Source organism: Streptomyces sp. NPDC087845 (assembly GCF_044742755.1).
Taxonomy (GTDB): domain Bacteria; phylum Actinomycetota; class Actinomycetes; order Streptomycetales; family Streptomycetaceae; genus Streptomyces.
Genome location: NZ_JBIUVC010000001.1, coordinates 733,163 through 746,208, shown reverse-complemented (window position 1 = coordinate 746,208; position 13,046 = coordinate 733,163). Strand labels below are relative to the sequence as shown.

The window sequence follows — 13,046 nt, the reverse complement described above, 5'->3', positions numbered from 1 at the left end:
AGTCTGGGGATGCCGCAGCTCCCCGCCCCCGCCTACCCGGCCGAGGTGCGCGCCAGGCTCGAAGCGGACGCGAAGGAGGTGATCGCCCGCTACCCCGGAAGCCGCTCCGCCCTCCTGCCGCTGCTGCACCTGGTGCAGTCCGAGGAGGGCTACGTCTCCCGCACCGGCATGGCGTTCTGCGCCGAGCTGCTCGGCCTCACCACCGCCGAGGTCACCGCGGTCGCCACCTTCTACACGATGTACCGGCGCAAGCCGAGCGGTGAGTACCAGGTCGGCGTCTGCACCAACACCCTGTGCGCGGTGATGGGCGGCGACGCGATCCTCGACCGGCTCAAGGAGCACCTCGGCGTCGGCAACGACGGGCCCGATATGACAACCGAGGACGGCAAGGTCACCCTCGAACACATCGAGTGCAACGCGGCCTGCGACTTCGCTCCCGTGGTGATGGTCAACTGGGAGTTCTTCGACAACCAGACCCCCGAGAGCGCGACGCGCCTGGTCGACGACCTGATCGCCGGGCGCACCGTCGAACCCACTCGCGGCGCGCCCCTGTGCTCGTACAAGGAGACGTCCCGGATCCTGGCCGGCTTCCCCGACGAGCGCCCCGGCGCCGTCGAGGCGTCCGGCGGCGCGGGCGCCGCCTCGCTGATCGGCCTCCGGATCGCCAGGGGAGAGGAGCCGCACCCGCGCGTCGTCGCCCCCCGCGGCGAGAGCCCGCGCGGCGACCAGCCCCACGAACCGTCGCCGTCCGAGGACCTCGGTCCGCACGACGCACCGCAGCAGACATCGGCCTCCGACCCGGACCACCCGGCCGGTCCCGCCGCAGAGGAGGGGGAGTGATGACCTTGGCTGCCGAGATCAACGGCAACGGGAACGGGAGCAGCCCCGAGAAGCTGCTCGCCCCCGTCCTCTCCGCCTTCTGGGACGAGCCGGAATCCTGGACCCTGGAGACGTACCGGCGCCACGAGGGATACGAGGGGCTGCGCAAGGCCCTCGCCATGTCCCCGGACGACCTCATCGCCTACGTCAAGGACTCCGGTCTGCGCGGCCGCGGCGGCGCGGGCTTCCCCACCGGGATGAAGTGGCAGTTCATTCCCCAGGGCGACGGCAAACCGCACTACCTGGTGGTCAACGCCGACGAGTCGGAGCCCGGGACCTGCAAGGACATCCCGCTCCTCTTCGCCAACCCGCACTCCCTCATCGAGGGCATCGTGATCGCCTGCTACGCGATCCGGTCCACGCACGCGTTCATCTATCTGCGGGGCGAAGTCGTCCCCGTACTGCGGCGGTTGCACGAGGCCGTGCGCGAGGCGTACGAGGCGGGCTTCCTCGGGAAGAACATCCTGGGCTCGGGGCTCGACCTGGAACTCACCGTGCACGCGGGCGCGGGCGCGTACATCTGCGGTGAGGAGACCGCACTGCTCGACTCGCTCGAAGGGCGACGCGGCCAGCCCCGGCTGCGACCCCCCTTCCCCGCGGTCGCCGGTCTGTACGCCTGCCCCACTGTGGTGAACAACGTCGAGTCCATCGCCTCGGTTCCCGCGATCCTGAACCGGGGCAAGGAGTGGTTCAAGTCGATGGGCAGCGAGAAGTCCCCCGGCTTCACGCTGTATTCGCTCAGCGGGCATGTCGCGAGCCCCGGCCAGTACGAGGCCCCGCTCGGCATCACGCTGCGCCAGCTGCTCGACATGAGCGGCGGCATGCGCCCCGGCCACCGGCTGAAGTTCTGGACCCCGGGCGGCTCCTCGACCCCGATGTTCACCGACGAGCACCTCGACGTGCCGCTCGACTACGAGGGTGTCGGCGCCGCCGGTTCCATGCTCGGCACCAAGGCGCTCCAGTGCTTCGACGAGACGACCTGCGTCGTGCGGGCCGTCACCCGCTGGACCGAGTTCTACGCCCACGAGTCCTGCGGCAAGTGCACACCGTGCCGCGAAGGCACCTACTGGCTGGTGCAGTTGCTCCGCGACATCGAGGCCGGAAAGGGGCAGATGGCCGACCTCGACAAGCTGAACGACATCGCCGACAACATCAACGGCAAGTCCTTCTGCGCCCTCGGCGACGGCGCCGCCTCGCCGATCTTCTCCTCGCTGAAGTACTTCCGCGAGGAGTACGAGCAGCACATCACGGGCCGGGGCTGCCCCTTCGATCCCGCCAGGTCGACCGTCTGGGCCGACGACAAGAACGCTCACCAGGGGGTGAACGCATGACAGTCACCACGAGTGCGCCCTCCGGGGGCGGCGAGGCGGCCATCCCGCCCGAGGACCTGGTCACGCTGACCATCGACGGCATCGAGATCAGCGTGCCCAAGGGCACCCTGGTCATCCGGGCCGCCGAACTCCTCGGCATCGAGATCCCGCGCTTCTGCGACCACCCGCTCCTCGACCCGGCCGGCGCCTGCCGGCAGTGCATCGTCGAGGTCGAGGGCCAGCGCAAGCCGATGGCGTCCTGCACCATCACCTGCACCGACGGCATGGTGGTGCGATCGCAGCTCACCTCGCCGGTCGCCGAGAAGGCGCAGAAGGGTGTGATGGAGCTGCTGCTCATCAACCACCCGCTGGACTGCCCGGTCTGCGACAAGGGCGGCGAGTGCCCGCTGCAGAACCAGGCGATGTCGCACGGCGGCGCCGACTCCCGCTTCGACGGCAAGAAGCGCACGTTCGAGAAGCCCGTGCCGATCTCCACCCAGGTGCTGCTGGACCGTGAGCGGTGTGTGCTCTGCGCGCGCTGTACCCGGTTCTCCAACCAGGTGGCCGGCGACCCGATGATCGAGCTTCTTGAGCGCGGCGCGCTCCAGCAGGTCGGTACGGGCGAGGGCGACCCGTTCGAGTCGTACTTCTCCGGGAACACCATCCAGATCTGCCCGGTCGGGGCGCTGACCTCGGCGGCGTACCGGTTCCGCTCCCGGCCCTTCGACCTGGTGTCGTCGCCGTCGGTGTGCGAGCACTGCGCGGGCGGCTGCGCGACCCGTACCGACCACCGGCGCGGCAAGGTCATGCGGCGGCTCGCCGCCAACGACCCCGAGGTCAACGAGGAGTGGGTCTGCGACAAGGGCCGCTTCGCCTTCCGCTACGCGCAGCAGCGGGACCGGCTCACCACTCCGCTGGTGCGCAACGCGGACGGGGTCCTGGAACCGGCGAGCTGGCCCGAGGCGCTGGCCGCCGCGGCCGCCGGTCTGCTGGCCGCACACGGCAGGGCGGGCGTCCTCACGGGCGGGCGGCTGACCGTCGAGGACGCGTACGCGTACAGCAAGTTCGCCCGGGTCGTGCTGGGCACCAACGACGTCGACTTCCGGGCCCGGACGCACAGCGGCGAGGAGGCCGACTTCCTGGCCGCCCGCGTCGCCGGGCGCGGCCGGGACCTGGACGGCGCGGGGGTCACGTACACCTCGCTGGAGAAGGCCCCGGCGGTGCTGCTGGCCGGGTTCGAGTCGGAGGAGGAGGCGCCCGGCGTCTTCCTGCGGCTGCGCAAGGCGAACCGCAACCACGGACAGCGCACGTTCGCCGTCGCCTCGCACGCCACGCGCGGGCTGGCGAAGGCGGGCGGCACGCTGCTCCCCGCCGCCCCCGGCACCGAGACCGAGTGGCTGGACGCGATCGCGGGCGGCGCCGGGCTCGACGGCGACGGAGCCGCGGCGGCCGAGGCGCTGCGCGGCGAGGGCGCCGTGATCGTGATCGGCGAGCGGCTGGCGGGCGTGCCGGGCGGGCTGACCGCCGCGGTGCGGGCCGCGACCGCGACCGGGGCCACCCTGGTGTGGATTCCGCGACGGGCCGGCGAGCGCGGTGCGGTGGAGGCGGGTGCGCTCCCGTCGCTGCTGCCCGGCGGCCGTCCGGCGACCGACCCGCGGGCCAGGGACGAGGTGGCGGCCGTCTGGGGCGTCGCCGAACTCCCGTCCCGCTTCGGCCGCGACACCGGCCAGATCCTGGAGGCCGCCGCCACCGGTGAACTGGGCGCGCTGCTCGTCGCCGGGGTCGAGCCGGTGGACCTGCCGGACCCGGCACGGGCCCTGGAGGCCCTGGACCGGGTCGGGTTCCTGGTGTCGCTGGAGCTTCGGCCCAGCGAGGTGACCGAGCGGGCCGATGTGGTCTTCCCGGTCGCGGCGGTGGCCGAGAAGGCCGGGACCTTCCTCAACTGGGAGGGCAGGGCGCGGATGTTCGAGGCGGCGCTGAAGCCCGAGCAGATGACGCGCACGCTCGCGCCGGCCGATGCGCGGGTGCTGCACATGCTGGCCGACGCGCTGGCCGGCGCCGCAGGCGCTGACGAACCCGGCCGATTCGCGCTGCCGGACCTGAAGTCCGTACGCCGTGAGCTGGACCGGCTCGGCGGCTGGGCCGGGGCGCACGCCGGCGACCCGGACGAGCCGGCGCGGCCGCTGCCCCGGCCCGGCGACGGCGAGGCGGTCCTCGCCGGCCACCGGATGCTGCTCGACCTGGGCCGGCTCCAGGAGGGCGACGACGCGCTCGCCGGTACCCGGCACGCCTCGGTCGCCCGCCTCTCCGCCGCCACCGCGGCCGAGACGGGTGTGAAGGACGGCGACCTGCTGGCCGTCACCGGCCCGGCGGGCAGCGTCGAACTCCCGTTGAAGGTCACCGACATGCCGGACCGGGTGGTCTGGGTGCCGCTGAACTCCGTCGGGCGGGGCGTCCCGGCCGACACCGGCGCCCGGCCCGGCGGTCTGGTCCGGATCGGCCCCGCCGGACCGGGCACTCCCGACATCACACCGGAGGTGGGGGCGTGACTGCCTTCGCTCAACTGGCCGCGGCACCGCACAGTGCCGTACTCGCCGCCGAGGATCTGTCGATGTTCGGCACCGACCCGTGGTGGCTCGTCGTCATCAAGGCGGTGTTCTGCTTCGCGTTCCTGATGGTGACCGTGCTCTTCTCCATCGTGTGGGAGCGCAAGGTCGTCGCCTGGATGCAGCTGCGCATCGGGCCCAACCGGCACGGCCCCTGGGGCATGCTCCAGTCCCTCGCCGACGGCATCAAGCTGATGCTGAAGGAAGACGTCGTCGTCAAGCGCGCCGACAAGGTCGTGTACGTGCTCGCACCGATCGTCGCCGCCATTCCGGCGTTCATGGCGATCGCGGTGATCCCGTTCGGCCCGTCCGACGAGGTCTCGGTCTTCGGGCACCGTACGGCGATGCAGCTCACCGATCTTCCGATCGCGATGCTCTACGTCCTCGCGGTCGCCTCGGTCGGGATCTACGGCATCGTGCTGGCGGGCTGGTCGTCCGGATCGACGTACCCGCTCCTCGGCGGCCTGCGCTCCTGCGCCCAGATGATCTCGTACGAGATCGCGATGGGCGCCGCGTTCGCCTCGGTCTTCCTCTACTCCGGGTCGATGTCGACCTCGAAGATCGTGGAGGCGCAGCAGGACCGCTGGTTCATCCTCCTGCTGCCGGTCTCCTTCATCATCTACATCGTCACCATGGTCGGCGAGACCAACCGGGCCCCGTTCGACATGCCGGAGTCCGAGGGCGACCTGGTCGGCGGCTTCAACACCGAGTACTCGTCGATCAAGTTCGCGATGTTCATGCTCGCCGAGTACGTCAACATGGTCACCGTCTCCGCGGTCTCCACGACCCTGTTCCTGGGCGGCTGGCGGGCCCCGTGGCCGATCAGCACCTTCTGGGAGGGCGCGAACCACGGCTGGTGGCCGATGCTCTGGTTCGTCATCAAGGTCCAGCTGCTGCTGTTCTTCTTCATCTGGCTGCGCGGCACGCTGCCCCGGGTCCGCTACGACCAGCTGATGAAGCTCGGCTGGAAGGTCCTGATCCCGGTCTCCCTGCTCTGGCTGATGCTGGTCGCGACGGTGCGGGCGCTGCGCAACGAGGGGTACGACTTCACGAAGATCGTGCTGTACGTGGCCGGGGCCGTGATCGCGGTCCTGCTGATCTCCTTCGTCGCCGACGTCTTCCGCGACAAGAAGGGCCGGGCCGCGGAGGCGGAAGCGGGACCGGAGCCGGAGTTCGACCCGATGGCAGGCGGATTCCCGGTGCCGCCGCTGCCCGGACAGACCCTGCCGCCGGTGCCGCGCCGCAGGCCGCGGGGCGAGCGGGAGCTCGTTGTCAGTGGCGGGTCGGATACTCAGAGTGACGGAAATTCGAGTGACGGGAAGGAGGCTGACGGTGTCTGAGTCATCAGAGCCCTCGGGCGAGAAGTTCCAGAACCCTGTCGCCGGCTTCGGCGTGACCTTCAAGGCCATGTTCAAGAAGCGGCTGACCGAGCAGTATCCGGAAACACGGAAGGTGACGGCGCCGCGCTTCCACGGCCGGCATCAGCTCAACCGCCACCCGGACGGCCTGGAGAAGTGCGTCGGCTGCGAGCTGTGCGCCTGGGCCTGTCCGGCGGACGCGATCTACGTGGAGGGCGCGGACAACACCGACGAGGAGCGCTACTCCCCGGGTGAGCGCTACGGCCGCGTCTACCAGATCAACTACGCGCGCTGCATTCTCTGCGGTCTGTGCATCGAGGCGTGCCCGACCCGGGCACTGACGATGACCAATGAGTTCGAGCTCGCCAACACCACCCGCGAGAGCCTCATCTACACCAAGGACGAGCTGCTCGCGGGCCTGGAGGAGGGCATGGTCGACTCCCCGCACGCGATCTACCCCGGGATGGACGAACAGGACTACTACCGGGGTCTGGTCACCGAGGCCGCCCCCGGTACGGAGCGTCAGGTCGCGGTCTCCAAGGGCGAGAAGCCGTCGGACGACGACAGCCGGAGCGACGGCGGCAGCGAGAACAACGGCTCGGCGCGGGAGGTGGACGCATGACCGGCCTGGCCGCGGCGGCCTCCCAGACCTCGACCGGCGAGGCCGTCCAGTTCTGGCTGCTGGGCACCGTCGCCGTGCTCGGCGCGCTGTCCACCGTACTGATGAAGAAGGCCGTGCACAGTGCGCTGAGCCTCGCCGGGACCATGATCGTCCTGGCGGTGTTCTACCTCGCCAACGGCGCCTACTTCCTGGGCGTCGTCCAGATCGTCGTCTACACCGGCGCGATCATGATGCTGTTCCTCTTCGTGGTCATGCTCGTCGGTGTCACGGCGGCCGACTCGCTGAAGGAGACCCTCAAGGGCCAGCGCTGGCTGGCCGCGGGCTGCGGGATCGGCTTCGGCGTCCTGCTGATCGCCGGCATCGGCAACGCCTCGCTGAACAGCTTCAACGGGCTCGGCACCGCCAACGCCGAGCACGGCGGGAACATCGAGGGGCTGGCCAGCCTCATCTTCACCAAGTACGTCTTCGCCTTCGAGATCACCGGCGCCCTGCTGATCACGGCGACGGTCGGCGCGATGGTGCTCACCCACAAGGAGCGCACCGAGCGGGCGAAGACCCAGCGGGAGATGTCCGAGGAGCGCGTACGCGGCAAGCAGCTGCCGCCGCTGCCCGCCCCCGGCGTCTACGCCCGGCACAACGCCGTGGACATCCCGGGCCTGCTTCCGGACGGCACGCCGTCCGAGCTCACCGTCATGCGGACGCTGCGCGGCCGCGGTCAGATCCGCGACGTGTCGAAGGAATCGCTGGACCAGCTCAAGGCGCTGGAGCAGCGCTCCGAGGAGCGCCTCGGCCGTGACAACGAAGATGAGGGGGTCGCCAAGTGAACCCGGTCAACTACCTCTATCTCGCCGCCCTGTTGTTCACCATCGGTGCGGCCGGGGTGCTGATCCGGCGGAACGCGATCGTGGTGTTCATGTGCGTGGAGCTGATGCTCAACGCCTGCAACCTCGCGTTCGTGACCTTCTCCCGGATGCACGGCAATCTCGACGGGCAGATCATCGCCTTCTTCACGATGGTCGTCGCCGCCGCCGAGGTCGTGGTCGGACTCGCGATCATCGTGTCGGTGTTCCGTTCCCGCCACTCGGCCTCGGTCGACGACGCCAGCCTGATGAAGCTGTAAGGGGACGTTGAATCGTGGAGAACCTGATTGCGCTGCTCGTCGCGGCGCCTCTGCTCGGAGCGGCGGTCCTGCTCTGCGGCGGCCGACGGCTGGACCGGTCCGGACACTGGCTCGGCACCCTGCTCGCCGCCGGGTCGTTCGTCATCGGTGTCGTGCTCTTCCTCGACATGCTCGGGAAGGGCGCGGAGGACCGGGCGCTGCACCAGAAGCTGTTCAGCTGGATTCCGGTCGAGGGCTTCCAGGCCGATGTGGCCTTCCAGCTCGACCAGTTGTCGATGACGTTCGTGCTGCTGATCACCGGTGTGGGCACCCTGATCCACATCTACTCGATCGGCTACATGGAGCACGACGAGCGCCGGCGCCGCTTCTTCGGCTATCTGAACCTGTTCCTCGCGGCGATGCTGATCCTGGTCATCGCGGACAACTACCTGCTGCTGTACGTCGGGTGGGAGGGCGTCGGTCTGGCGTCGTACCTGCTGATCGGCTTCTGGCAGCACAAGCCCAGCGCGGCCACGGCCGCCAAGAAGGCATTCCTGGTCAACCGGGTCGGCGACATGGGCCTGTCGATCGCGATCATGCTGATGTTCACCACGTTCGGCACGTTTGCCTTCGGTCCCGTCCTGGGGGCGACCGGGGAGGCGAGCGAGGGCAAGCTGACGGCGATCGGCCTGATGCTGCTGCTCGCGGCCTGCGGCAAGTCGGCCCAGGTGCCGCTGCAGTCCTGGCTCGGTGACGCGATGGAGGGCCCGACCCCGGTCTCGGCCCTCATCCACGCGGCGACCATGGTGACGGCGGGGGTCTACCTCATCGTCCGGTCCGGCGCGATCTTCAACGCCGCGCCGGACGCACAGCTGGCCGTCGTGGTCGTCGGCGCGGTCACGCTGCTCTTCGGTGCGATCGTCGGTTGCGCGAAGGACGACATCAAGAAGGCCCTCGCCGGGTCGACGATGTCGCAGATCGGCTACATGATCCTGGCCGCCGGGCTCGGCCCGATCGGTTACGTCTTCGCGATCATGCACCTGGTGACGCACGGCTTCTTCAAGGCCGGGCTCTTCCTCGGCGCCGGTTCGGTCATGCACGGCATGAACGACGAGGTCGACATGCGGAAGTTCGGCGGCCTGCGGAAGTACATGCCGGTCACCTTCATCACGTTCGGCCTCGGCTATCTGGCGATCATCGGCTTCCCCGGCCTGTCCGGCTTCTTCTCCAAGGACAAGATCATCGAGGCGGCCTTCGCCAAGGGCGGCACCGAGGGCTGGATCCTCGGCTCGGTGGCCCTGCTGGGCGCCGCGATCACCGCGTTCTACATGACGCGCGTGATGCTGCTGACGTTCTTCGGCGAGAAGCGCTGGCAGCCGGACGCGGAGGGCCATGAGCCGCATCCGCACGAGTCCCCGAAGTCGATGACCATCCCCATGATCATCCTGGCGTTCGGCTCGGTCTTCGCCGGAGGCCTCTTCTCCATCGGCGACCGCTTCCTGAACTGGCTGGAGCCGGTCACCGGACACAGCCACGGACACGCCCCGGTCAGCGCCACGACCGTCACGGCCGCCACCATGGTGGTGCTCGTCGCCGGGGTCGCGATCGCCTGGGCGATGTACGGACGCAAGCCGGTACCGGTCGTCGCCCCGCGCGGCTCGCTGCTCACCCGGGCCGCCCGCCGCGATCTCCTCCAGGACGACTTCAACCACGTGGTCCTGGTCCGCGGCGGCGAGCACCTCACCCGCTCCCTGGTGTACGTCGACCACACCCTGGTCGACGGCGTCGTCAACGGCACGGCCGCCTCGATGGGCGGGCTCTCCGGCCGGCTGCGCAAGCTGCAGAACGGCTACGCCCGCTCCTACGCGGTCTCGATGTTCGGCGGTACGGCGGTTCTCATCGCCGCGACCCTGCTGATGAGGGCGGTCTGATCACGATGTCCTTTCCCCTCCTGACAGCGACGGCGGCGCTCCCGGCGATCGGTGCGATCGCCACCGCCGCCGTCCCCGCCGCGCGGCGCACCGCGGCCAAATGGCTGGCGCTGCTCTTCTCGCTGGCCACGCTCGTCCTGGCGGGCATCGCGCTCGCCCGCTTCGAGCCCGGCGGCGCCCGCTACCAGCTCACCGAATCGCACGCCTGGATCAAGGACTTCGGCGTCCGGTACGAACTGGGCGTGGACGGCATCGGGGTGGCGCTCATGGCGCTCACCGCCCTGCTGATCCCCTTCGTCATCCTGGCCGGCTGGCACGACGCCGACCCCCTGGAAACCAAGTCATCGCGCTGGCGCCCGACGCAGGGCTTCTTCGCCCTGATCCTGATGGTCGAGGCGATGGTGATCCTCTCCTTCGAGGCCACCGACGTCTTCCTCTTCTACATCCTCTTCGAAGCCATGCTCATCCCGATGTACTTCCTCATCGGCGGCTTCGGGGACCGGGCGCACACCGGCAGCGACGAGAACGCGGCGGCGCAACGCTCGTACGCCGCCGTGAAGTTCCTCCTCTACAACCTGGTCGGCGGCCTCATCATGCTGGCCGCGGTCATCGGGCTGTACGTGGTCGCGGGGACGTTCTCGCTCTCCGAGATCGCCGAGGCCCGGGCCGGCGGCTCGCTCTCCATGGCGACCGGCACGGAGCGCTGGCTCTTCCTCGGGTTCTTCTTCGCCTTCGCGGTGAAGGCCCCGCTGTGGCCGCTGCACACCTGGCTGCCCAACGCGATGGGCGAGGCGACCTCCCCGGTCGCCGTCCTGATCACCGCGGTCGTCGACAAGGTCGGCACGTTCGCGATGCTCCGCTTCTGCCTCCAGCTCTTCCCGGAGGCCAGCAAGTGGGCGACGCCGGTGATCGTCGTCCTGGCGCTGATCAGCATCGTGTACGGGGCGCTGCTCGCCGTCGGCCAGCGCGACATCAAGCGGCTGATCGCCTACGCGTCGATCTCGCACTTCGGCTTCATCATCCTCGGCATCTTCGCGATGACGAGCCAGGGCCAGTCGGGCGCCACGCTCTACATGGTCAACCACGGGATCTCGACCGCCGCGCTGATGCTGGTGGCGGGCTTCCTGATCACCCGGCGCGGTTCGCGGCTCATCTCCGACTACGGCGGGGTGCAGAAGGTGGCGCCCGTCCTGGCCGGCACCTTCCTGATCGGCGGTCTGGCCACCCTGTCGCTGCCCGGACTCGCGCCGTTCGTCAGCGAATTCCTGGTCCTGGTCGGCACGTTCAGCGCGTATCCGGCGGCGGGCATCGTCGCCACGACCGGCATCGTGCTCGCCGCCCTGTACGTCCTCGTCCTCTACCAGCGGACGATGACGGGCCCGGTGAAGGCCGAGGTCCAGGGCATGGCGGACCTCAAGGTCCGGGAGCTGGTGGTGGTCCTGCCACTGATCGCGCTGCTGCTCTTCCTGGGTGTCTATCCGAAGCCGCTGACGGAGATCGTCAATCCGGCGGTGCAGCACACCATGTCGGACGTCCAGAAGAAGGACCCCCAGCCTGAGGTGGAGGCCGCCAAGTGAGCGCAACAGCTGTCCACAGCCTGTGGACGACGGCGGGCGGGGTGGCATCGGCGGCCCCGGCCGAGAAGTTCAAGGCACCGGTCATCGAGTACACGCAGCTGACCCCGGTCCTCATCGTGATCGGTGTCGCCGTCGTGGGTGTACTCGTCGAGGCCTTCGTGCCGCGCCGGGCCCGCTACTACACGCAGGTCTTCCTGACGGTCGTCGCCCTCGCCGCCGCGTTCGCCGCGGTGGTCGGCCTGGCGGCCGGGGGATACGGCACGACGAAGGCGCACATCGCCGCGATGGGCGCCCTCGCGATCGACGGTCCGACGCTGTTCCTGCAGGGCACCATCCTGCTGACCTCGCTGGTCGCCGTCTTCACCTTCGCCGAGCGCCGGCTCGACCCCGCCGCGCACGGCAACCACGTCGACTCCTTCGCCGCACAGGCCGCCTCGGTCCCCGGCAGCGACAGCGAGAAGGCCGCGGTCAAGGCCGGGTTCACCACCACCGAGGTCTTCCCGCTGGTCCTCTTCTCGGTGGCCGGCATGCTGGTCTTCCCGGCGGCCAACGATCTGCTGACGCTCTTCGTGGCCCTGGAGGTCTTCTCCCTCCCGCTCTACCTCCTGTGCGCCGTCGCCCGCCGCAAGCGGCTGATGTCGCAGGAGGCGGCGGTGAAGTACTTCCTGCTCGGCGCCTTCTCGTCGGCGTTCCTGCTCTTCGGGATCGCCCTGCTGTACGGGTACGCGGGCTCCGTCTCGTACGCCACCATCGCGAACGTGGTCGACGGCTCGGTCACGAAGATCGACCCGGCGCTGGCCGACACCATGGGCAACGACGCGCTGCTGCTGATCGGCGGCGCGATGATCCTGACCGGTCTGCTCTTCAAGGTCGGTGCCGTCCCGTTCCACATGTGGACCCCGGACGTCTACCAGGGTGCCCCGACCCCGGTCACCGGCTTCATGGCCGCGGCCACCAAGGTCGCCGCGTTCGGTGCGCTGCTGCGCCTGCTGTACGTGGTCCTGCCGGGCCTCGCCTGGGACTGGCGCCCCGTCATGTGGGCGGTCGCGATCATCACGATGCTGGGCGGTGCGGTCGTCGCCATCACCCAGACCGACATCAAGCGGCTGCTCGCCTACTCCTCGATCGCCCACGCCGGCTTCATCCTCGCCGGTGTCATCGCGACCACCCCGGAAGGCATCTCGTCGGTCCTCTTCTACCTCGGCGCCTACTCCTTCGTGACGGTCGGCGCGTTCGCCGTCGTCACCCTGGTGCGCGACGCGGGCGGCGAGGCGACGCATCTGTCGAAGTGGGCGGGGCTCGGCCGGCGCTCGCCGCTGGTCGCCGCGGTCTTCGCGGTGTTCCTGCTGGCCTTCGCCGGTATCCCGCTCACCTCCGGGTTCTCCGGGAAGTTCGCCGTGTTCAAGGCCGCGGCGGACGGCGGCGCGGTCGGCCTGGTCGTGGTCGGTGTGATCTCGTCGGCGATCGCCGCGTTCTTCTACATCCGGGTCATCGTGCTGATGTTCTTCAGCGAGCCGAAGGCCGACGGCCCGACGGTCGCCGTCCCGTCCCCGCTGACGATGACGACGATCGCGGTGGGTGTCGCGGTCACGCTGGTGCTGGGCCTGGCCCCGCAGTACTTCCTGGACCTGGCGAGCCAGGCCGGAGTCTTCGTGAGGTAGCAC

The 13,046-nt window shown here is 69.7% G+C and carries 10 protein-coding genes; all 10 read left to right on the top strand.

What is annotated here, in order from left to right; all coding sequences use genetic code 11:
- The first annotated feature begins 9 nt into the window (after positions 1-9).
- The 10 genes from nuoE to nuoN are packed head-to-tail and all read left to right on the top strand — an operon-like array spanning position 10 to position 13,043.
- Positions 10-840, top strand: a complete 831-nt coding sequence (nuoE, locus tag ACIOMQ_RS03425) for an NADH-quinone oxidoreductase subunit NuoE (RefSeq protein ID WP_362196057.1) — start codon at positions 10-12, stop codon at positions 838-840.
- Positions 837-2,210, top strand: a complete 1,374-nt coding sequence (gene nuoF, locus ACIOMQ_RS03420) for an NADH-quinone oxidoreductase subunit NuoF (RefSeq protein ID WP_362195713.1) — start codon at positions 837-839, stop codon at positions 2,208-2,210. Before nuoE ends, nuoF begins: the two co-directional genes overlap by 4 nt.
- Positions 2,207-4,738 (top strand): NADH-quinone oxidoreductase subunit G, encoded by a 2,532-nt coding sequence (locus ACIOMQ_RS03415; RefSeq protein WP_362195715.1) that lies wholly within the window; start codon positions 2,207-2,209, stop codon positions 4,736-4,738. The genes nuoF and ACIOMQ_RS03415 overlap by 4 nt, the downstream gene beginning before the upstream one ends.
- The gene (nuoH, locus tag ACIOMQ_RS03410) at positions 4,735-6,135 is read left to right on the top strand and encodes an NADH-quinone oxidoreductase subunit NuoH (protein WP_362195718.1); all 1,401 of its coding nucleotides are present in this window, start codon (positions 4,735-4,737) and stop codon (positions 6,133-6,135) included. Before ACIOMQ_RS03415 ends, nuoH begins: the two co-directional genes overlap by 4 nt.
- The gene (nuoI, locus tag ACIOMQ_RS03405; protein ID WP_362195721.1) at positions 6,128-6,775 is read left to right on the top strand and encodes an NADH-quinone oxidoreductase subunit NuoI; all 648 of its coding nucleotides are present in this window, start codon (positions 6,128-6,130) and stop codon (positions 6,773-6,775) included. The genes nuoH and nuoI overlap by 8 nt, the downstream gene beginning before the upstream one ends.
- Positions 6,772-7,599 carry an NADH-quinone oxidoreductase subunit J gene (locus ACIOMQ_RS03400; protein ID WP_401753637.1) on the top strand — a complete coding sequence of 276 codons (828 nt, stop codon included), beginning with the start codon at positions 6,772-6,774 and terminating at the stop codon, positions 7,597-7,599. The genes nuoI and ACIOMQ_RS03400 overlap by 4 nt, the downstream gene beginning before the upstream one ends.
- Positions 7,596-7,895, top strand: a complete 300-nt coding sequence (gene nuoK, locus ACIOMQ_RS03395; RefSeq protein WP_093543641.1) for an NADH-quinone oxidoreductase subunit NuoK — start codon at positions 7,596-7,598, stop codon at positions 7,893-7,895. The genes ACIOMQ_RS03400 and nuoK overlap by 4 nt, the downstream gene beginning before the upstream one ends.
- 14 nt (positions 7,896-7,909) lie before the next feature.
- Entirely contained in the window at positions 7,910-9,805 is a 1,896-nt protein-coding gene (gene nuoL, locus ACIOMQ_RS03390) for an NADH-quinone oxidoreductase subunit L (protein ID WP_362195727.1), read from the top strand.
- Between the two features lie 5 nt (positions 9,806-9,810).
- Positions 9,811-11,382 carry an NADH-quinone oxidoreductase subunit M gene (locus ACIOMQ_RS03385; RefSeq protein ID WP_362195730.1) on the top strand — a complete coding sequence of 524 codons (1,572 nt, stop codon included), beginning with the start codon at positions 9,811-9,813 and terminating at the stop codon, positions 11,380-11,382.
- Complete coding sequence (gene nuoN, locus ACIOMQ_RS03380) at positions 11,379-13,043, top strand: NADH-quinone oxidoreductase subunit NuoN (protein ID WP_362195733.1); 1,665 nt, start codon at positions 11,379-11,381, stop codon at positions 13,041-13,043. The genes ACIOMQ_RS03385 and nuoN overlap by 4 nt, the downstream gene beginning before the upstream one ends.
- Positions 13,044-13,046 lie beyond the last annotated feature (3 nt).